This window comes from Algoriphagus hitonicola (assembly GCF_900113375.1).
Lineage (GTDB): Bacteria > Bacteroidota > Bacteroidia > Cytophagales > Cyclobacteriaceae > Algoriphagus > Algoriphagus hitonicola.
This window is the reverse complement of record NZ_FOPC01000009.1, coordinates 199,513-221,048: the sequence shown is the minus strand read 5'-3', so window position 1 is coordinate 221,048 and position 21,536 is coordinate 199,513. Positions and strand designations below refer to the sequence as shown.

General features: G+C 40.8%; 22 protein-coding genes. 12 read left to right on the top strand and 10 right to left on the bottom strand.

Annotation, left to right across the window (positions count from 1 at the left end; translation table 11 throughout):
• The first annotated feature begins 157 nt into the window (after window positions 1-157).
• Window positions 158-1,069, top strand: a complete 912-nt coding sequence (gene sdaAA / locus BM043_RS13610; RefSeq protein ID WP_092792529.1) for an L-serine ammonia-lyase, iron-sulfur-dependent, subunit alpha — start codon at window positions 158-160, stop codon at window positions 1,067-1,069.
• Here sdaAA and BM043_RS13605 read toward each other — a convergent pair.
• From BM043_RS13605 to BM043_RS13585, 5 genes are all read right to left on the bottom strand, one after another.
• Window positions 1,055-1,513: a hypothetical protein gene (locus BM043_RS13605; protein WP_092792527.1), complete on the bottom strand. Its 459-nt coding sequence runs from the start codon at window positions 1,511-1,513 to the stop codon at window positions 1,055-1,057. The genes sdaAA and BM043_RS13605 overlap by 15 nt on opposite strands.
• Window positions 1,510-2,448, bottom strand: a complete 939-nt coding sequence (locus BM043_RS13600; RefSeq protein ID WP_092792526.1) for a calcium/sodium antiporter — start codon at window positions 2,446-2,448, stop codon at window positions 1,510-1,512. Before BM043_RS13600 ends, BM043_RS13605 begins: the two co-directional genes overlap by 4 nt.
• Before the next feature lie 2 nt (window positions 2,449-2,450).
• Complete coding sequence (upp, locus tag BM043_RS13595) at window positions 2,451-3,107, bottom strand: uracil phosphoribosyltransferase (protein ID WP_092792523.1); 657 nt, start codon at window positions 3,105-3,107, stop codon at window positions 2,451-2,453.
• 69 nt (window positions 3,108-3,176) lie between these two features.
• Window positions 3,177-4,478: an OmpA family protein gene (locus tag BM043_RS13590; RefSeq protein WP_092792521.1), complete on the bottom strand. Its 1,302-nt coding sequence runs from the start codon at window positions 4,476-4,478 to the stop codon at window positions 3,177-3,179.
• Between the two features lie 116 nt (window positions 4,479-4,594).
• Entirely contained in the window at window positions 4,595-5,878 is a 1,284-nt protein-coding gene (locus BM043_RS13585; protein ID WP_092792519.1) for an OmpA family protein, read from the bottom strand.
• A 172-nt stretch (window positions 5,879-6,050) separates the two neighbouring features.
• Here BM043_RS13585 and BM043_RS13580 point away from each other — a divergent pair, with 172 nt between their 5' ends.
• The 9 genes from BM043_RS13580 (at window position 6,051) to BM043_RS13540 (ending at window position 14,087) form a co-directional block, all read left to right on the top strand.
• Window positions 6,051-6,959, top strand: coding sequence for an aminopeptidase (locus tag BM043_RS13580; RefSeq protein ID WP_092792517.1), 909 nt, complete (start codon window positions 6,051-6,053; stop codon window positions 6,957-6,959).
• Between the two features lies 1 nt (window position 6,960).
• Complete coding sequence (gene hpt / locus BM043_RS13575; protein ID WP_092792515.1) at window positions 6,961-7,491, top strand: hypoxanthine phosphoribosyltransferase; 531 nt, start codon at window positions 6,961-6,963, stop codon at window positions 7,489-7,491.
• A 20-nt stretch (window positions 7,492-7,511) separates the two neighbouring features.
• Window positions 7,512-8,084: an adenylate kinase gene (locus BM043_RS13570; RefSeq protein ID WP_092792513.1), complete on the top strand. Its 573-nt coding sequence runs from the start codon at window positions 7,512-7,514 to the stop codon at window positions 8,082-8,084.
• 74 nt (window positions 8,085-8,158) lie between these two features.
• The gene (gene obgE / locus BM043_RS13565; RefSeq protein ID WP_092792511.1) at window positions 8,159-9,154 is read left to right on the top strand and encodes a GTPase ObgE; all 996 of its coding nucleotides are present in this window, start codon (window positions 8,159-8,161) and stop codon (window positions 9,152-9,154) included.
• A gap of 81 nt (window positions 9,155-9,235) precedes the next feature.
• Window positions 9,236-9,808, top strand: a complete 573-nt coding sequence (locus BM043_RS13560; RefSeq protein WP_092792509.1) for a nucleotide exchange factor GrpE — start codon at window positions 9,236-9,238, stop codon at window positions 9,806-9,808.
• Between the two features lies 1 nt (window position 9,809).
• Entirely contained in the window at window positions 9,810-10,916 is a 1,107-nt protein-coding gene (gene dnaJ / locus BM043_RS13555) for a molecular chaperone DnaJ (protein WP_092792507.1), read from the top strand.
• 80 nt (window positions 10,917-10,996) lie between these two features.
• Window positions 10,997-11,884, top strand: a complete 888-nt coding sequence (locus BM043_RS13550) for a hypothetical protein (protein WP_092792505.1) — start codon at window positions 10,997-10,999, stop codon at window positions 11,882-11,884.
• A 9-nt stretch (window positions 11,885-11,893) separates the two neighbouring features.
• Entirely contained in the window at window positions 11,894-12,787 is an 894-nt protein-coding gene (locus tag BM043_RS13545) for an ABC transporter ATP-binding protein (protein ID WP_092792503.1), read from the top strand.
• The gene (locus BM043_RS13540) at window positions 12,780-14,087 is read left to right on the top strand and encodes an ABC transporter permease (protein WP_092792501.1); all 1,308 of its coding nucleotides are present in this window, start codon (window positions 12,780-12,782) and stop codon (window positions 14,085-14,087) included. The genes BM043_RS13545 and BM043_RS13540 overlap by 8 nt, the downstream gene beginning before the upstream one ends.
• Window positions 14,088-14,125: 38 nt before the next feature.
• Here BM043_RS13540 and BM043_RS13535 read toward each other — a convergent pair whose 3' ends face one another.
• Entirely contained in the window at window positions 14,126-14,596 is a 471-nt protein-coding gene (locus tag BM043_RS13535) for a Dps family protein (protein WP_092792499.1), read from the bottom strand.
• A gap of 146 nt (window positions 14,597-14,742) precedes the next feature.
• Between BM043_RS13535 and BM043_RS13530 the strand changes: the two genes are divergently transcribed.
• Both BM043_RS13530 and BM043_RS13525 read left to right on the top strand, forming a co-directional pair.
• Complete coding sequence (locus tag BM043_RS13530; RefSeq protein WP_092792497.1) at window positions 14,743-15,978, top strand: sensor histidine kinase; 1,236 nt, start codon at window positions 14,743-14,745, stop codon at window positions 15,976-15,978.
• Window positions 15,979-16,060: 82 nt separating this feature from the next.
• A complete protein-coding gene (locus BM043_RS13525; protein ID WP_092792495.1) occupies window positions 16,061-17,641 on the top strand; it encodes a peptide chain release factor 3 in 1,581 nt (526 codons plus the stop codon).
• Between the two features lie 192 nt (window positions 17,642-17,833).
• Here the strand turns inward: BM043_RS13525 and BM043_RS13520 are convergent, their stop codons facing one another.
• The 4 genes from BM043_RS13520 to ade form a co-directional block, all read right to left on the bottom strand.
• Window positions 17,834-18,244, bottom strand: coding sequence for a hypothetical protein (locus BM043_RS13520; RefSeq protein WP_092792493.1), 411 nt, complete (start codon window positions 18,242-18,244; stop codon window positions 17,834-17,836).
• Complete coding sequence (locus BM043_RS13515) at window positions 18,234-19,385, bottom strand: DUF4221 family protein (protein WP_092792491.1); 1,152 nt, start codon at window positions 19,383-19,385, stop codon at window positions 18,234-18,236. Before BM043_RS13515 ends, BM043_RS13520 begins: the two co-directional genes overlap by 11 nt.
• 102 nt (window positions 19,386-19,487) lie before the next feature.
• Complete coding sequence (locus tag BM043_RS13510) at window positions 19,488-19,682, bottom strand: hypothetical protein (RefSeq protein ID WP_092792489.1); 195 nt, start codon at window positions 19,680-19,682, stop codon at window positions 19,488-19,490.
• A gap of 151 nt (window positions 19,683-19,833) precedes the next feature.
• Window positions 19,834-21,462, bottom strand: a complete 1,629-nt coding sequence (gene ade, locus BM043_RS13505; protein ID WP_092792487.1) for an adenine deaminase — start codon at window positions 21,460-21,462, stop codon at window positions 19,834-19,836.
• Window positions 21,463-21,536: the final 74 nt, after the last annotated feature.

Below are 21,536 nucleotides of genomic sequence, written 5' to 3'. Positions count from 1 at the left end.
CCCACTGATTAGTTGAGTAGCCCCGCGGCAGGCGGCATTAAATCAATTCAAAAACAGGCTTAAAAATATTGTCCAGTTTTTTGTAGTAAATCCAGTGCTACCAAAACTTCATTCAGTATTTGTGGTAATTTTACAAAAGAGAATAAACCTAAATACTATGTGTTATTTATTTGAAGGTTTCAAAGATTGGAAACTGTATTGTGAAGCTAAATCAATGAGTTTGCCCGATTCGGTCATCGAATATGAATGCGAACAAAAAAATGCTACTCCCCAATCAATTCAAGAGGGAATGTTAAGAGCCTATTCGGTCATGAAGGACGCAGTGGAAACTGGGCTTACCAAAGAAATGAAATCTCGATCAGGAATGATCGATAATGGCGCAAAGAAGGTTTTTAATTATCCATTACCAGTTTTATCACCCGAATTCCAGCGATTGATTTCAAGAGCACTGGCGGCAAAGGAGGTTAATTCCTGTATGGGAAGAGTAGTGGCAGCCCCTACCGCAGGGGCATCAGGGATTCTTCCCGGAACTATGGTAACTCTACAAGAAATTCATCAACTTTCGGATGATAAAATTATTGAAGGTTTGTTGGTCGGAGCGGGAATAGCACTGATCATCGAGCAAAAGGCCAGTTTGGCGGGTGCAGTGGGTGGCTGTCAAGCGGAGACGGGTTCAGCTGCAGCCATGGCATCTGGAGCCATTGTCTTTTGTTTGGGAGGGTCGATTGAGCAAGTTTTTAATGCCGTTGCCATTACCATACAGTGTATGCTTGGTTTGGTCTGTGACCCCGTTGCTGGTTTAGTAGAAGTGCCATGTGTGGTGAGAAACGCAAGTGCCGCTAGTATTGCCTTCAGTTCAGCTCAAATTGCTCTTGCTCAGGTTGGCTCAGTGATCCCTGTTGATGAATGCATAGAGGCAATGGGGGAAATCGGTGCTTCTATGGAAAGTAGATACAAAGAGACCGCTCTTGGTGGTTTGGCTGCCACCTTGACGGGTCAGGCTATTTCAGAAAAAATACTGATTCGCGATATTGAGATTTTACCTGATAATGAATCAGGTGAGCAGTGATTTAAAGAATGGAATACTTATGATTTTTTCTATGCTTAGACTGAAAAATATTGCCCATAAGATAGCGCTCCAGAGCATGTGAAAAATTATTTTCCTCTTTTTGGTGCCAAAAGAAACCAAAATTAAAGTACCACCTATTGGAGTTAATAGTAAAGGGGTGAGAAATGCAATACCTATTTCTCCATATTTTTTCCAGATTTGAACGATTCTTCTGTTTTTCTTAGAAAAAACGACTCTTTTTTTAGTGGACTTAAGAGTAATAAAGGCTTTTATTTTCCTTCCAAGATTTGCAAAAATTATAACACTTGACATCATGCCGGCAACAGTAATCAAGATGACTTTTAAGGAGCTATACCCTGCTGCATGACCCAAAACAGGTCCAGCGATGAACTTGAAATAGGACAGGAAGTATATGCCAAATAGAGTAATCAGTGAATCATTCATAGTAACATGCCTAGATAAACCAAATAAGTAACTAGGAGAATACTACCTTCAATTTTGGAAATTTGAAGCTTTGATTTCATTAAGGGGAAAAGTAAAATGGTAATCCCCGTCATCCAAATAAAATCAAACTCAATAAAAGCCCGGGAAATATTAATAGGATTTATCAGGGCCGTAATTCCGATAATTGAAAGAATATTCATGATGTTACTGCCTAATATATTTCCAATAGCTAAGTCCGTTTTTTTGGAGATTGCGGCCATAATTGAGGTAATTAACTCAGGGAGACTTGTACCAATAGCAATTATGGTGACACCGATTACTCTTTCGGATACGCCGAAAGTTCTGGAGATATTTACTGCATTAGACACTAAAAGTTCGGAACCAAAATAAAGACCGACAATTCCTCCAAGAAATAAAGTGACGGCCTTGGTCCAACTGTAATCTTTTACTTGCTCGACTTCTTCTACACCTTCCACTGATTCTAAAAAATAGGCATTGCTTCCTCTAAATAAATATACATTGAAAAGAATGAAAAGGCTGATAAGAATTATTCCTTCCCAAAATCCCAGCATACCATTGAGTGCAAGTCCAAAGAAAAGGATTGTTACCAAAAGGGTTACAGGATAGTCAAAACGTAAATGAGTCCTTTTAATCATAATGGGATAAAAAAGACCACTTATCCCTAAAACTAAACCGATATTTGCAATATTTGAACCGATTACATTTCCAATTGAAATGTCACTATTTCCTTTAATGGCAGCATTGACACTGACAATAAGTTCTGGGGCCGAGGTCCCAAAGGCGACAATCGTAAGACCAATAAGCCCCGCCGACATCCCAAGTTTAACAGCAATTGCAGAGGCTCCGTCTACCAGAAATTTCCCACCTAAGAGAAGAGTAGCTAGGCCTATAACTAGAAAAATATATGGAATCATAGTTAAAGTTTAGTACCGAATGCTAAGTCACCCGCATCTCCAAGCCCCGGAACGATGTATGATAAGTCGTTTAAACCCTCGTCTAAGGCACCCAGCCAAAATTCAAACGGAATGTCCAAATTAGCTTTAATATGATCTATTCCCTCGGGGGCTGCAAATGCAGCAGCAATATGAATGAATTTCGGGCTGCCATGGGCCTGCAATTTCTGAATTGATTTTATAAATGACTTTCCAGTAGCCAACATAGGATCGGCTAAAATAACCGTCTTATTTTCTATTGATGGGCAGGCGAGGTAGCTTAGTCTTATGTGGATGTCCTCATCTCCACTCGAATTTTCATTTTCTTCTCTAAAGGCACCAATAAACCCGCTTTCTGCATGATCAAAAAAATTAAGAAACCCTTGATAAAAAGGCAGTGAAGCTCTCAAAACAGAAATAATCACGAGTTCTTCATTGGGCACTTTAATTTTTGCTTGGCCCAATTGGGTCACTACTGTTCGGGATTGAAAACTTAGGGATTTTGAGATTTCATAGGCTAATATTTCCCCTAGCCGAGTAAGATTTGATCTAAACCTCATACGATCTTTTTGAATTGCTTTATCTCGCATTTCAGCCATAAATTGATTGGCTACGGAAGGGATTTGGTCAAGAATAAACATAGTTCGAATTTAATAGAAAAAACCCGGCTTCGTTTGAAACCGGGTTTGAATTAATTTTAGCTCACTTAATTATTGAACTTCAAAACTTACTCTTCGTGCCATTTTTCTAGCATCTGAAGAAGATTTGTCTACGCTGGTATCTTCTCCATAACCTTTAAACGACAATCGACTTTCATTGATTCCTGAATCCTTCAGGAGTTGATAAACGGCCATTGCTCTTTTTTCAGAAAGCATCAAATTGTAGTCTTCTCCTCCGAGTTCGTCTGCATATCCTTTGATTTTTATATTGACGTCAGGATTCCTTTTTAAAAAGTTTGAGATGAATTGAACGCTCGAAATTGAATAATTTAAAGGCTTTGAAGAGTCAAAGGAAAAATACACATTCAAATATTGGTCATTAATTGCTTTTTTTAGATAATCAACCTCATTTATTGCCTCTTCGACAGGGCATCCATCAGTAGTGCTGGGTCCAGGGATAAAGGGACATTTGTCAAGGTGATCTGGAGTCCCATCTTTATCAGAGTCTAAGGTGGTGCCTTGGGAATTTACCCGTGCATCAGCCGGTGTGTTTGGTTCTTTATCTAAATAATCAGGAATTCCATCTCCATCAGAATCTTTCAGCATATCCTTAATTTCACCGATTTGGGATTGCAATTCATCTTTTGTCACATAAATGTCTGGGGCTAAATACCAGTCGGCGTGTTGGTCATGTTTGCCTAAGTAAAAGCTTAAACCCAGCGTACCTGTCCACCAGGTTCCGGTGGCGTGGACAAAAGGATTACTGTTTGGAGTTGTGATTGGATATGGGGCATTATATTGATTTCCATCAAAGGTATAAGTTTGACGACCATTGATTATCACGCTTATATCAGCTTTCATTGCTACTCGGTTTGAAATCAAGTACTGTGGGCTAATCCCAGTAATGAAATTGTAATGATAATCATATTCAGTGTTGGTTATAATGCTTTCTTCGAATTTCATTCTACCGCCTCCAGTACCGAAATGACCTAGAATTGTAAGTTTTGGTGATATATTTTGAAAATTCAATAACCTACCAATATTGGCTATGCCTTGTAAATTAATTCTGGAATAGTTGGTTGAAAAGGATGGGCTATTGGAATCACCTCCCGCTTCATTGAAGTTGCCAAATCCTATATCTCCTTTTATCCCAAAGTATTCATTGAACATGTAACGTGTTCCAAAATCCACGTGCCCAATATTTAAGGTAGGTGAGAGAAACCCTGGGGTTAATGGTCCCATTGGTTTATTAAATCCACTATTAATTTCCAAAGACCATCTGTTGAATTCTTTCTGGGCATTAGCCGAACTCACTGCTCCGACCAAAGCCAAAATAACAAGAAGTTTTTTCATTTAATCTATTCTTAGGGTGTGCCCAAAGGTATAGAATAATCATGAATTCTCGATTTGAGTATAAAAAAAAGCCTGTCCTAAAGTAGGACAGGCTTCACTCATATTGAAATGAATTATTATTTTACTTCAAAGCTTGCTCTTCTAGCCATTTGTCTGGCATCAGCAGATGACTTGTCTACACTTGTATCCTCACCATATCCTTGGTAAGATAGTCTGGATCCATCTACTCCAGCAGCTACTAGTAAATCATAAACGGATTTTGCTCTGCTCTCAGACAATTCCATGTTGTAGTCTTCTGGACCTAGTTCGTCAGCATAACCTTTAACTTCTACATTTACACCTGGATTTCTTTTCAAGAAGTTGGCGACATAATTTGCTGCACTTGTTGAGTACCCTAGTGGCTTATCACTATCGAAAGCGAAGTAAACATTCACATATCCATCATTGATAGCTTGCTTGAAATAATCTACCTCTTCAACTTCTTCCTCTACAGGACAACCATTAGTTGACGCAGGACCTGGCATGAATGGACACTCATCTACGTGATCAGGTGTGCCATCACCGTCTGAATCAAGAGTAGATCCCGAAGAATTTACACGAGCTCCAGCTGGAGTATTAGGCTCTTTATCCAAATAATCAGGAACACCATCACCATCAGAATCTTTCAACATGTCTTTGATTCCGTTGATTTGAGACGCTAGCTCTTCTTTAGTAGCATACTTGTCAGCTTCAATATACCAATCGGCGTGCTCTTCAGCAGAACCAAGGTAGAAATTTAAGCCAATTGTACCAGTCCACCAAGTACCATTAGCTCCGTAGAATCCATTGGTAGTGCTGGGTCTGATTACACCGTCTCCGTCGAATGTAACAGTCTGTCGTCCATTCAAGATCGTGGAAATGTCTCCAACTAAAGCGATGTTGTTCGAAAGCTTTAATTGAGGAGTAATTCCGAAAATCAATGTGTAAACATTGTCATCAAAATCATTGTAGGTGTTAAGTTCAGGATTTACCAGTCCAATACCGGCTCCACCATGTAACAACATCCCAAAAGATCTGCTGAAAGATTCGAAATTAAGAACTCTACCAAGGTTGGCTACCCCTTGAAGATTAAGTCTGTTGTATTTGGTATCAAAAGCAGGACTTTGGGAATCTCCCCCAGCCTCTTTAAATGATCCAAATCCAAAATCTAGCTTGGCCCCGAATTTTTCATTGAACATGTAACGAACACCGAAGTCCACGTGACCAATATTCAATGTTGGTGATAAGAATGGAGGCGCCAGAGGAGCCATCGGTTTATTAAAACCGCCATTCAATTCGAGAGACCATTTGTCATAGTCCTGAGCGTTAGCGCCGAGGGCTAAGGCTCCTGCCATAAGTGTTGAGAGTATTAGTTTTTTCATAACAAAAAATTTTTGTTCAAATTTTAAGTGTTTGATTGATGTGAGTTACAAATTTATAAACTTTTAAGTTAATACAAATCTAGATAAATTATTTAATTGACAATTGATCAATTAAATTTATTCCCGATTAGCAAGCAATTAACAAAATTTTAATAACATAATTGATGCCAAAATGAAATTATTGTTTGATTTACTGAATCAATTCGGGGTTTCGGGAGAAGAATTTCATATCCGTGACTTTTTAATCCAATACATTTTCAAACGGAAAAGTACATGGAATGTTTTACCCGAAGTTTTCTGGGGAGACGAATTCCACGATTGTATTCTCCTGAAATTTGGAAATCCGAGAACAGGATTATTCGCTCATATAGATACTATTGGTTTTATGGTAAGGTATGATAATCAGTTGATTCCTGTCGGTGGGCCTGAATTAATTGAGGATTGTATCTTAGTGGGACGGGATAGTCTAGGAGAGATCAGATGTAAGCTGAAAATTCAGGAAGATTTAATTTTTCACGATTTCCCAAGAAAAATTGACCGTGGAACCCGGTTGGCCTTTGAACAGAATATCCGCATCGACGATCAATTTATTCAAGCTGCCTATTTGGATAATCGGCTTGGGATTTATTCTGCATTGAAGGTTTGCGAAGAGTTAAAAGATGGTTGGGTGGTTTTTTCTACCTATGAAGAACATGGCGGGGGAAGCATGCCTTTCTTATTGAAATTTATCCAAGAAAATCAGCCAATCAAGCAAGCCATAATTTCCGATATTACTTGGGTCACCGAAGGTGTGGAGGCTGGAAAAGGTGTTGCCATTTCTATTCGGGATAAATTTATCCCCAGAAAAAGATTTTTGGACCAAATCATTAACTTGGCTGATCAAAGTAAAATCCCCTTTCAGCTAGAAGTGGAAGCCTACGGCGGAAGTGATGGTAGAGAGGTTCAGTTTTCCCCCTATGCCATTGATTGGTGTTTTGTCGGTGCACCAGAAGATCATGTACACTCTCCCGATGAAAAGGTAGCGTTGGTTGATCTTGATGCAATGATTCAAATGCACCGTTTTCTCATACAAAATCTGTGAAATGAAGAAAAAGATAAAGGAAAGACTTTTTGAAGTATATATTCCAAAAGAAAAAATCAGACCCCGGATCACCCAGTTAGGTACTCAAATTTCCGAAGATTTCGAAGGAAAAGATTTGATCATCATAGGAGTCTTGAATGGGGCTTTTATCTTTTTGGCAGATCTTAGTCGCCATATTACCGTATCTGCCCAAGTGAGTTTTATGAGAATTTCATCCTATCAAGGTCTCCAGTCCACCGAATCAGTGGAGAAAAAAATGGAAATAAATGAGGACCTTTCAGGTAAACATGTCCTCGTCGTTGAAGATATTGTAGACACGGGTATCAGTATGAATTACCTGTTAAAGGAGATCAAAACTCATAATCCCTCCAGTGTTTCGATCGCCACTTTACTTTTCAAACCCGAAGCTTTTCAGTTTAATTACCCACTTAATTATGTGGGTTTTGAAATTCCCAATAAATTTGTCGTCGGTTACGGCTTGGATTACGATGGCTTAGGAAGAAATTTGCCGGATATTTATCAGCTCGTCTGAAAGAAATTTAATGAAAGAACATGTATAACATCGTCTTATTTGGTCCTCCGGGTGCAGGAAAAGGCACTCAAAGTGAGAAGCTTATTGAAAAATACGGTTTGACTCACCTATCTACAGGAGATCTTTTTAGAAAACATCTCGGGGAGGGAACGGCATTAGGTGAATTGGCCAAAAAATATATGAACGAGGGCAGATTAGTCCCCGACGAAGTGGTAATTGGGATGGTAGAGGAGAAAATCTCGGAATCAAAAAATACCAAAGGTTTTATCTTTGATGGTTTTCCTAGAACCACCGCTCAGGCCAAAGCATTGGATGAAATGCTTGAAAAACATGGAATGAGTATTTCTGGAATGATTGCACTTGATGTTCCGGAGAAGGAATTAAAAGAGCGGATCAAAGAACGTGGAAAAACCTCAGGTAGGGTCGATGATCAGGATGAAGAAAAAATCAACACCAGAATCAAAGTATATCTAGAAGAAACCCTTCCGGTGGCTGCTTACTATGAAAGCCAAGGTAAATTTACCAAAATTAATGGAGTAGGTTCAATCGAAGGGATATTCAATGATATCTCACAAGTCATTGATAGCTACTGATCCTATTTAATTTATTAATTTTGTATTCAAAACTAGGCTAAGCTGATGTGCTTAGCCTTTTTAGTTTCAAAAATATGGCAGATTCCAACTTTATAGATTATGTGAAATTTTGCTCCAGATCAGGAGCTGGAGGGGCTGGATCGCTTCATTTTCGAAGGGAAAAACACGTCCCAAAAGGAGGGCCTGACGGAGGTGATGGAGGTCGGGGCGGTCATATTATCTTGAGAGGAAGTTCCCAGTTGTGGACCTTGCTCCATTTGAAATACAAAAAACATGTCATCGCCGAATCCGGTAAGTCAGGGGAAGGAGGAAGAAGAACCGGTGCCGACGGTAAAGATGTGATTTTGGAAGTGCCACTGGGTACCGTGGCCAAAGATGCCGAAACCGGAGAAGTTAGATGTGAAATCACCCAAGATGGACAGGAGGTAATCTTGACCAAAGGCGGTCGGGGAGGATTGGGGAATGATCATTTTAAATCAGCCACTAACCAAGCTCCTCATTTTTCCCAACCCGGTGAATCTGGAATCGAGGAGTGGATTATCCTTGAGCTAAAGCTATTGGCGGATGTTGGGCTAGTTGGTTTTCCTAATGCTGGAAAATCAACCCTATTGGCATCCATTTCTGCTGCAAGACCCGAAATCGGGGATTATCCTTTTACTACTTTAGTACCGAATTTAGGCGTTGTGGGCTACCGAGATGATAAATCCTTCGTGATGGCCGATATTCCTGGAATCATAGAAGGAGCCGCAGAGGGGAAAGGTCTTGGGACTCGGTTTTTGAGACATATTGAGCGAAACTCTATTTTATTATTTCTCATACCAGCCGATGCCCCCGATTTGAAAAAACAATACCAAATCCTCGTTGGGGAGCTCGAAAAGTACAATCCCGAACTTCTAGATAAAAAGCGGATTTTGGCAGTTTCTAAATCAGACATGCTCGATCAGGAGTTGATGGAGGAAATGAAGGCCGAATTACCGACAGACATTCCCGGCATATTTATTTCTTCGGTCTCCCAATTTAACTTGGAAAAGCTCAAAGATCTGATTTGGCAGGCAATTCATGCTGATTAAAGTGTCAGTTTGTCAGTCTTTCGAGAGTGGCAACAATATTGTTCAAATTGGAAAAGCCAGCTATTGAATTCATTTATAAGTATGAAAAATAAGAAAGAAGAAACAGAAGAAGTAAAAACCCAACAATCCACCGATTCTGAGGTGGAAGCACCCACAGTAGAATCTAATTCCGAAGAAGAAAAAGAAGGAAAGGAAGAATCGAATCCTTTGGAGAAAATGGAGGCCGAGTTGGCGGAGGTAAGGGACAAATATCTCAGACTTTATTCTGATTTTGAAAATTACCGGAAGCGAAATGCAAAAGAACGGCTTGACCTGATTAAAACCGCTTCTGAGGAGGTTTTGAGAGATTTGATTCCGGTAGTGGACGATTTTGAGCGGGCATTCAAAGCCGGAGAAAATGAAACCGACACCGTAAAACTTATAGAAGGAAATCGCTTGGTTTTTCAAAAGCTGCTTCGAATTCTCGAAAATAAGGGTTTAAAACCAATGAATGATCTCATAGGAAAACCCTTTGATGCCGATACGCAGGAGGCGATTACTCAGATTTCTGCACCAAGTGATGAAATGAAAGGAAAGGTAATAGACGTGGTAGAAAAAGGATACACTCTTGGAGACAAGGTCGTCCGTTTTGCCAAAGTCGTGACAGGAGCATAATATGGCAAAAAGAGATTATTACGAGGTATTAGGTGTCAGTAAGTCAGCATCAGCGGAGGAGATCAAAAAGGCCTACCGTAAATTGGCTATTCAATATCACCCGGATAAAAACCCTGACAATCCCGAAGCTGAAGATAAATTTAAGGAGGCAGCAGAAGCCTATGAGGTTCTGAGCAATCCTGAAAAGCGTCAGCGTTATGATCAGTTTGGTCATCAGGGATTGGGAGGAAATGGTGGCTTCGGCGGAGCCGGAATGAACATGGAGGATATATTCTCCCAATTCGGCGACATCTTTGGAGGTGGTGGCTTCGGCTCATTCTTTGGTGGAGGCGGTGGAGGTCGCAGAACCAAAAAAGGAACAAATCTTCGCGTCAAGCTCAAGCTAAATCTGCAAGAAATAGCCAACGGTGTCGAAAAGAAAATAAAAGTAAAAAGACATGTCATTGCACCGGGAGTGACATTTAAAACTTGCTCTACCTGTCAGGGTAGCGGTCAGATCAAAAAAGTCGTCAATACCATGCTCGGACAAATGGTATCTGCAAGCACCTGCGGAGTCTGTGGCGGAAGTGGACAGATTGTCGATAAAAAACCGGCAGATGCCGATTCCAGAGGATTGGTCATCAAAGAAGAGGTGATTTCCATTAATATTCCCGGTGGAGTTGCAGAAGGAATGCAGCTTAGTATGTCGGGAAAAGGAAATGAAATCCCCGGTGGGATTCCCGGTGATTTATTGATAGTCATTGAGGAAGTAGAGGAAAATACCTTCCAGCGTGACGGCAATAATGTAATTTATGATTTGTACGTTTCTTTTATTGATGCAGCCTTGGGAGCCTCGGTTGAGGTACCTACTATTGAGGGCAAAGTGAAAATCAAAATTGAACCGGGCACCCAAAGCGGGAAGATGCTTCGGCTTAAAGGTAAGGGTATAAAAGATATCAACGGGTATACGCGTGGTGATCAGTTGATTATGGTTAATATTTGGACTCCGACTAATCTGACAAAGGAGGAAAGGGTAGCTTTAGAAAACCTCAGGGACTCTGAAAACTTCATCCCCGATCCCGGGAAATCCGAAAAATCTTTCTTCGATAAAATGAAGGAATTTTTCTAATCGATAGTAAGCCAGATTCATTTCTGGCTTTTTTCATATTTTTGAAAAACCTTTTCCCAATCAAGTCGTAACCTATCCGTATGCTAAGAAAATTCTGTCTGGTTTTTCTGGGGATTTTATGGGGGATAGGTGTCAGCAAAGCACAGCTAGTCAAAGAATACAAGACTCCTGAAAAAAATGGGTTCGACTTGGTTCATCTGAATTTTTCTACATATAAAAGTGTCACCAAACTCAAAAGAATCCGTGCCTCCGAACCCATCAATATCCATGGGCACTTGGAGCAGGTTAATATTATCCCGACCTTCTACCATCAAGTAGAAGGCAATATTCTAGAAGCAAATCTCCTGCACAAGAATATTGAATCCGAAAATTTGGGTAAAAGCATCACCTCTAAACTCTTTTCCGGCAGCAATACGGGCTTTGGACACTCCTGGGATGTGGGGCTCGCTTCCAACTTTCTTTATCATTTGGATTTTACTTTGGGAATGGGCAGGTCTGAGTTTGACCTAGCCTATCTCCCCATCACACAGCTCAAAGTAAAAAGTGCCAGTGCGGATGTGCAGATTGACTACAGCAGTGATAATCCCAATCAAGTACAGATGGATACACTATTGGTGACCTTAAATATGGGTTCTGTCAGTGTGCATCATGCTAATTTTACCAATGCCAAGCAGATTATTCTTGAAGTAAACTACGGAAATATAGATTTAGATTTCAGTACTGGAATGTCATCTTCCTCCCATGTCATTGCCGCTGTGGGCGCAGGTACACTCAGATTGAAACTTCCTCCCGAAAGCTTTCCGATTAAGATAAAAGCCAAAACCACCGCCATGTGTCGGACTTCCCTTCCCAAATACCTGAAAGCTATTGATGACCAAACCTACGTCACCAAAGGGTATACAGCCAATGATCCGAGATTACTCGATTTGATCATTGATGTGGGAGTAGGATCACTGACCGTTGAATAATTTTTTATGATGCTAGAAACCCGCAAGCTCAATAAAACATACGGACAAAATATAGCTCTCACAGATCTGGATCTCAAGGTGCCCAACGGAATTATTTTCGGCTTATTGGGACCCAATGGTGCAGGAAAATCAACTTTTATCCGGATTATTAATCAAATCATCGATGCGGATTCAGGACAGGTATTGATTGACGGAATGGAACTCAGTCCCAAACACATTTCTCAGATTGGCTATCTTCCGGAGGAGCGAGGGCTTTATAAAAAAATGAAGGTGTGGGATCAGATGCTTTATTTTGCAAGGCTCAAAGGGCTCAGCAAATCCGAAGCTAAAGAGCGAATTCACCGATGGCTTTCTAAGATGGAAATGCTCACTTGGAGAGACAAAAAAATAGAAGATCTCTCAAAGGGAATGGCGCAGAAAGTCCAGTTTATTTCGACCATTCTGCACAATCCTCCCTTATTAATTTTGGATGAGCCTTTTTCAGGTTTTGATCCAGTCAATGCCGGAATCATTAAAGATGAAATCCTGGAATTGAAAAAGCAGGGCACCACGGTCATTCTGAGTACCCATCGGATGGAATCAGTCGAATTACTCTGTGATCAGGTGGCCTTGATTAATCAATCCCGAAAAATCTTAGACGGCACCATTCGTGCAGTCAAAAACAGCTTTAGACCCGAAGTTTATAGTGTTTCACTCGAGCATCTCAAAAAAGATATTCCTGCCGAATGGTCAGCCAAAGTAGTAGATGGAGTATGGAGTTTCACCTTGCCATTGAGTGGGAAAAGTCCCAACCAACTTCTTGGTGAACTGATGACCTATGGCGAAATAGTCCGCTTTGAAGAATTGGTCCCAAGCATGGAGGAAATTTTTATTCACCAGGTCAAATCAATGCAACATGGATAAAATTTGGCTTGTTATTCAGCGGGAGTATTTGTCGAGGGTCAAGAAAAAATCATTTTTGCTGGCCACCTTGTTGACGCCTTTGATTTTCCCTGCCATCATGGGGATTTTTGTCTGGATTGCTCTGGAAGAAAAAGGAAATCAATCGCTTCGAATCATTGAGGTGGTGGATGAAAGCAAGCTTTTTTTCCTAGAAAGTTCTGAGCAGTACGCATTTTCATTTTCGGATAGAGATCCCGAAGAAGCCAAGGACTTGGTCAAGAAAGGAGATCGCTATGGGTATTTATTGATTCCTGCCATCAACCTCAAAGATCCTCAGGGTATTGTTTACTACGGAAATGAAAATCCAAACATGAGTTTGATTTCCTATTTGGAATCCAATTTAAAAAAGAAAATCGAGGAGCAGCGATTGTTTGAGGCTGGAATTGATCCCAAAATCATCACTGATGTCAGAACTAGCGTAGATATCAAATCTATTACGCTGGATCAAAAAGGAGGTGAAAAAGTCTCTGATGCGACCGTTAATTACGCTATTGGGTTTTTAGCGGGGATTTTGATTTACATGTTCATATTCATATATGGTACGCAAATCATGCAAGGGGTCATCGAGGAAAAATCCAGTAGAATCGTAGAGATTTTAGTATCCTCACTCCGTCCTTTTCAGCTCATGCTAGGCAAAATTATTGGTATAGCTGGTGTAGGCTTGACGCAACTGCTGATTTGGATTGTACTGATAGGTACATTGACTACGCTGGTGACCGGATATTTGGGAATGCAGATGCCTCAAGAGCAAGCCATGGAGTTGGCCAATATGGAGGTGGGTGCAGAGCTTCCATCTACTGAAATGGGAGAGATTCTCCAAGTGATCCAAGGGATAGATTTTGTCAGTATAGTCAGTACGTTTGTTTTTTATTTCTTGGGGGGCTATCTACTTTATGGAGCTTTATTTGCGGGAATTGGATCGGCTGTAGATGCTCCATCAGATGCCCAGCAGTTTATGTTGCCGGTGACTGTTCCGCTGATCGTAGCCTATATGGGGCTGTTTGTTTTTGTACTTCAGGATCCCAATAGCACAACTTCATTTTGGCTATCGGTTGTACCGTTGACTTCACCTATCGCCATGATGGGGAGAATTAGTTATGGGGTGCCATTTTGGGAATTAGCTCTTTCTATGTCCTTATTGATTTTAGGTTTTCTAGGGACTACTTGGTTTGCGGGAAGGATCTATCGAATCGGGATATTGATGCATGGGACTAAGCCTTCTTACAAAACGATTTGGAAATGGCTTAAAAGCAGCCATTAAAAAGTAAAAAAGCCGGATCAAATGACCCGGCTTTAAGTTTATCTTAGGTATGCGGAAAGCATCCAGACTACTTTCTCTTTCGCAGTGATATAATCACTCATCAACGTGACTGTACCCTCATCTGCTTGCTCAGAAGCGGATTCCAGTACCTCGCGTTCGATATTCAATAAGGTATTGAGGTTTTCCCTGATGATCTCTACCATTTTTTTGGCATCAGCTACTTTTAAAGCCTCAGAAATACTCGAGTTTTCAATGTACTCCCCATACGATGATAGCGGTCTGCCGCCTAGCGTAAGAATTCGCTCAGCTACTTCATCCACACTTTCATTTGCTGCGGTATACAGCTCCTCAAATTTGGCATGCAGCTCAAAGAAATTTGGGCCACTTACATTCCAGTGAAAATTTCGGAGATTTTGATAGTAAACTTGGTAATTGGCCAATAATTTATTCAGCTTTTCTACCAAGACTTTGCTGTCCTTTACTTCTAGTCCTATGTCGTTCGTTTTCATATGCTTGTTTTATTTTTGTCTTCAAATTAATAGCTTAAATTTACTAATTATTGCATTGAAAAGCCAACTGAAAATATCTATCTCTGAGATATACTATCTATGAGTTTTATCAGTTTATAGGCTATTGGCGAGCGTTTACCGATTTCATGAAAAACCGAATTCAGGATCTTACATCGATTGATTTTTACAAAAATAGAAAACAAGTCAAGTGGCTGGTTGTGTTGGTTTCTGTGGTCATCGGAGTGGGTTCGATTTGGTACACCAATCGCTTGGTCGAGGAACTCCGCGAACGGGAACGTAGACAGATAGAGTTGTTGTCAAGTGCCTTGGAATATGCCTCCACTACTGCCGAAAACCTCACGTTCATCAATAAAGAGATCATTCAGCAAAATTATTCCATTCCCATCATTATGGTGGATGCGGAGTTTTCCCCGATTGAGTTTAGGAATATCATTTTCAAAAAAAACAGCAGTGCAGAGGATTCTACCAAAACCCTTCTCCGGGAGCTGGAAGAAATGAAGTCTGAATACGAACCCATCAGCTTGACTGAGGCGGATATCAAAGTGTATTACAGCAATTCTGAGCTTTTGACCAATTTGAAATATTACCCCTACGTGCAATTGGGTGTGATTTTGATCTTTGGAGTTTTAGCTTATACCCTTTTTAACCAAAGTAAGATTGCAGAGCAAAATCGGGTTTGGGCCGGGTTGACTAAAGAAACTGCTCATCAGCTTGGGACCCCTATTGCTTCGCTGATGGCTTGGATCGATTACCTGAGAAACTCACCCGTCTGGGAGGAGAATAAGGAAATCATCACCGAAATGGACAAGGACGTGGTGAAACTACGAATGGTGACTGAGCGATTCAGCAGTATTGGAAGCAAGCCGGTCATTCAGTCCGAAAATCTCTATCATGCCATCGAGGAGACCATCAATTACCTTCGTCCGAGAATCTCCACCAAGGTTGAGTTGGTCATCAATGCCGATTCTCAAAATCTTGACGCGATGATGAATAAGCCCTTATTTGAATGGGTGATCGAAAATATCTGCAAAAATGCGGTGGATGCGATGAAGGGAAAGGGGCGGATCGAGATCGATATTCTGCAGGATAGCGACAAATTCGTCATCGTGGACATAACCGATACCGGCAAGGGGATCGAAAAGCGAAATTTTAAGAAAGTCTTTAATCCGGGATTTTCAACCCGTCAGCGTGGCTGGGGATTGGGATTAACCTTGGCCAAACGAATCATCGAAGGCTATCATGGGGGCAGGATATTTGTCCGATCATCTGAGATTGGAATGGGGACTACCTTTAGGATTATTTTACATAGCACATTAGAAGGAGCCGAACAGTTTGTGACCGAGGGAATTTTAGAATATTGATAAAGTAAGATTTTACCCGTTAATCGTAAATCTGAAATCGTAAATCCATTTTTCATACCTTTGCGGGCTGAAATCCACTACCATGAGTTTGAAAGACGAAATCAAAAAGCGAAGAACGTTTGCCATCATTGCCCACCCCGATGCCGGAAAGACCACACTAACCGAAAAATTATTGCTTTTTGGCGGTGCAATCAATACCGCAGGTGCTGTCAAATCCAACAAAATCGACACGGCTACCAAATCCGACTGGATGGAGATCGAAAAGCAGCGGGGGATCTCCGTGGCGACCTCGGTGATGGGTTTCGAATACAAAGACATCAAAATCAATCTACTTGACACACCGGGTCACCAGGATTTTGCTGAGGATACGTATCGTACCTTGACTGCGGTGGATTCGGTGATTATGGTCATCGACTGCGTGAAAGGCGTGGAGATTCAGACCGAAAAGCTCATGGAGGTCTGTCGTATGCGGAATACGCCCGTGATCTGTTTTATTAATAAACTTGATCGGGAAGGACGTGATCCTTACGATTTGCTAGATGAGGTGGAGGCCAAGTTGAATATTCAGGTTCGCCCGCTTTCTTGGCCGATTGGCATGGGTAAAAGCTTTAAAGGGGTGTATAATTTGTATGAAAAAAAGCTTAATCTTTTTACCCCTTCTCAGCGAAAACTCAGTGATGACCGCCAGGTTTTCGAAAACTTGGAGGATGAGGAATTGGATAGCTTGATAGGAAAGAATCCCGCCGACCAGCTTCGGGAGGATGTGGAATTGATCGAGGGTGTCTATCCGGATTTTGATCCTAAGGAATACCTGGAAGGAAAAGTAGCACCGGTATTTTTTGGGTCGGCAGTGAATAATTTTGGAGTCAATGAAATGCTCGACACTTTTATTAAAATCGCTCCTGCTCCCAAAAGCCGTCAAACGGACCTTCGGGAAGTGACACCGGATGAATCCAAGTTTTCAGGCTTTGTGTTTAAAATCCACGCCAATATGGACCCCAATCACCGGAATCGCATTGCCTTTTTAAGGATTTGCTCTGGAAAATTTGAGCGGAACAAACCTTATAATCACGTTCGGGGGACGAAGCCTTTGCGTTTTTCCAATGTGACTCAGTTTATGGCGCAGGATAAGGAAATCATCGATGAGGCTTTCCCGGGGGATATTGTCGGCTTGTATGACACCGGGAATCTTAAAATCGGAGATACCCTGACCGATGGGGAAAACATGGTTTTTACCGGTATTCCGAGCTTCTCCCCGGAAATTTTCCGCGAAGTGGTCAATAAGGACGCGATGAAAACCAAACAGTTCGAAAAGGGCCTGAAGCAATTGATGGAAGAGGGAGTGGCACAGCTGTTTACTTTTGACATGGGTTCGCGAAAAGTGGTCGGTACAGTGGGCCAGCTTCAGTTTGAAGTAATTCAGTTCCGTTTGAAAAATGAATACAATGCCACCGTAGAGTTTCATCCGATGAACCTGTACAAGGCCTGCTGGATCAGTAGCAAGGACAAAAAGCAGTTGGACGAATTTGTCCGATCAAAAAACCGCCATATCGCTCATGACAAGGACGGCAAGCTGGTTTTTATGGCAGAGTCCAAAGCTTGGCTTCAAATGGTGCATGACAACTACCCCGAGATTGAGTTTCACTTTACTTCGGAGTTTTAGAAAAATATCCCTTCAGGTTTTGAAAGCCTGGAGGGTTTAACACTTGGTAGTCTTGATTCTCCGGAATCGAGATGGCAGATTAATTGACTGCTGCTTTCGGAAAATTAGTTTAAAGCATCTTTTCATAGAAAAGTGGTGGAAAAATTCGGAATCAGATTCCGGATTTTTCCAATTTTTGGTGTTTGATGAATCTCACCTTATTTCACTCAAAACCCTTTCATAATCTAAAATGTCGAATGAGGTAAATTCGTCCCCTCTAAAAAGAAGTATCTGATCAGTCATTTTGACAAGTCCTTCTTGGATCAATAGTTTTTGTTCATCTAGGTAAAGAGGAATCGGTGAATCCCCGATTATCGGATTAATTCGGAGTGATTTGGAGTTTTTTGCCAAAATCACAATAGCCCCAGGACTATTTTTTGGGAGGTTCATCAATTCCGAATAAAAGCTTTCCAGGCAAGTTTTGCATCCTTCCGGATGGATGACTAGTATCCACTCCTTTGGTTCTGCTATTTCCAGAATTGAAGCAACTTCGCTTTTGCCTATTGGCTGACAAGCTGTAAAGAAAAACACTAGCCAATAGACCTTGGTTTGATTAATCCTCATAGTTCAAGCCTTCAAACCGAATAATATCATATTTCAAGAAATTCTCATCAAAATCATCCCGGTTGGGATTGTTTGTGGAGACGTAGAGCCCTTTCTTTCCCACAAAGTAATTCCAAGTTTGAACATAATTAGTTTCAAAGTGATGCTCACCCATTATTTCCAAGTCCTGATTTAAAACTAATACACCTACTTTAGAATGATTTTGAAGTAGTTGGCGTGGGGTCAAATTGTAATTTTCCCAATCAATTTCTGAATAGAAAAACCGGTAAAATACTTTGCGATAAGAATCATAAAGTAGTGCCTCATATCTTCCATTTTTTAAATCTTTAATAATTTCTTCATCTCCATTTGGATATCCTTCAATTATTCTAAACCCGTTGATTTTGTTTGATTTTGCGGTTTTGTAGCCAATAACTTTTTCTTGACTTTTCGAGACTATCCAGAATTTATGATCTAATTGAGGGGAAACTATTATTGTATCACCATTATGAGCCCAAGAAATATCAGGGCTTTTTTTACCTTCTTCCCACTCATCTTCAGGCCTAAAAATTGATAACCAATTCAATTTTGCGATTTTGCCTCCAAAATTTAATTTGAAAATTGGTTTTGATTTTTTTAGTTCACTTTCCGACGTCCCATAAAGATCTTGAAAATAGGGCTGGATTCCGTATAAACTATTTTCTGAAAAAAGTAGGGGGGTCTCATTTGTTGCAGCTAGGTAATTTGCTTTATTTTCGGGATCGTCTATAGTTAAAGTTAATTTTTTATTTCCAGCAAAATTTAAAAAATGAATTCGAGGAGGAATAGATGCAATTAAAACACAATCCTGAGATAAAATCTCAAAGCCATTATTAAGACCTACCCCATTTGGTCCTTGCTTTCGAAGAGGAATTATATGAGCTAGTTTTTTGGAATCCAAGCTGAATATTCCTATTTCAAAATTCACCTTATTTTGAATTGCCAAGTATTCACCAGAATCGGAAAAAAAATACTGTGTTCTTGTTTTTTTTGGGGCGAAATCTTCGCTTAAGGGAATCTCAATACTCTTAAATACATTTGATTTTATTATTCTGTTTTTCTTTGGCTCTGACTTACAATTAAATAATAAAAATACTGCAAGAATAGGTAAATATTTCTTCATTTTTAAGACTTAAAAACTGTTCCATTCTCTAAAATTAAACATGGACTTAAACTGAATCCTTTAATTGAAGTGAATGAAACAGTTATTGTTAGAAATAATTAATTATACACCAATTGAGCCGTCATCCTCACAACCGCAAGGAGCCTTGTCTTTGGGCTTTGTGCATGTTTCACCGTCCCATTCGCATTTAGCAATTTCCCCTTGTGCTTCTGCTTCACTTGTTGCTAAGAATGAAGTTCCAAAGATTGCTGCACCAGTCAGCCCTAGTCCTAGAACAAATAATTTTAACTTTTTCATGATTTTTAAAATTTACGTTTGAAAATTGATTTTATCTTGGGAATGCCTAGAATTTCCCGATTTAATCTTTCGGCCAAAAAGATTTCGACTAATATAGGAGGTGCAAAAAAAAAAAAACAAACTAATTGGGTAAAATATTTTAAAACTTTAATTACAAATCAAAAAACAAATCACAAAAAGCAAATTTCTTACCATCAAACAAGCCCTTATCACTCAGTTTCAAATCCGGAATTACCAGCAAGGCCATAAAGCTCAGGGTCATAAAGGGAGAATTCAGGGTGGAGCCCATTTCCTTGGCTATTCGGTCGATCCCGGTATAGGCGGAAGCTACCTGATAGCCGTCTTCGGGAGACATAATGCCGCCGACAGGAAGAGGCAAGACTTCCTCTTTTACTCCCGAAACTGCCGATACGCCGCCTTTTGCCTCGATCAGGAGATTCACAGCCCGGCAGATGGATACATCATCCACACCGACCGCAATGATATTGTGGGAATCATGCCCGACTGAGGAGGCGATGGCTCCGGTTTTTAATCCGAAGTTTTTGATAAATGCTACCGCAGGAGGAGCATCTTCATACCGGTTGACCACAGTGATTTTCAAGATGTCTTTTTCGGGGTTGGATTCGGCGAAGCCGTTTCGTATTAAAATTTCTCCTTCGATCTCAGGAGTGATTAATTGCCCGTCGAGGGCTTCGATTATTCTCACCTTCGACCCTTTTGCCGCAAGCTGAAAATCTTCCAGTTTTTTGGCTGACGTGTTAAAATTGTTGATGACTTTATTTTTAACTGACTGAATGAGTGTTTTTCCGTTTTCTGCTACTTTTTCTCCACCGATATAGGTTTCAAGGACTTCAAACTTCTCGAGGTCATTGACCAAAATAAAATCTGCAGCATCTCCTTCTCGAAGCTGACCTACTGGCAGCGAATAATGGGAAATCGGGTTTAGACATGCGGCTTGGAGTACATCAAAAAGATCTTTTCCTTTGGCCACTGCCCGCGCTGCGAGTTCGTTGATATGACTGATCGCCAGATTGTCCGGATGCTTGTCATCAGAGCAAAACATAATCATCTCAGGATAGTCATCGATCAGATCGATCAGTGCTTCAAAGTTTTTGGCCGCCGAACCTTCCCGAATGGCGATTTTCATCCCGAGTTTGATTTTGCCTAACGCTTCCTCATAAGTGAAGCATTCATGGTCGGTGCTCGGGCCCGCTTTGACATATTTTTCTGCCAATTCACCCATCAATCCCGGAGCATGCCCGTCAATGGGTTTGCCGTACTTCTGGGCGATTCTGATTTTTTCCATGACCACCGGATCCCGGTTGACCGCGCCAGGCCAGTTCATCATCTCGGCGAGGTAAAGAATTTCCGGGCGACTTATCAGCTCCTCGATGTCATTGACATTAACTTCTGCTCCGGTAGTTTCAAAAGGCGTTGCTGGGACACAGGATGGCGCACCAAAAAAGAAATGAAAAGGAACTTTATTTCCATTTTCGATCATGTAATTGACTCCTTCGACTCCGCAGACATTGGCGATTTCGTGAGGATCGGAGATGGTAGCCACCGTACCGTGAACTACCGCCAACCGGGCAAACTCAGAAGGAATCAGCATCGAGGACTCCACATGGACATGCGCATCGATAAATCCGGGTAGCAAAAAGGGAAGATCTCCTCTAGCAAAAGTCGGCTGAATGGTAGCAATTTTCCCATGATCGATTTTAAGTTCCACCGGGTAAATTCTTCGCTGTGGGATGTCTACAAATTGCGCTATACTAATCATGAAAATGAGATTTAAATCAGGAAAATAAAAACGGGGAAATCCTTCCCTCCAAAATTCGTTTGGATTAAAACTAC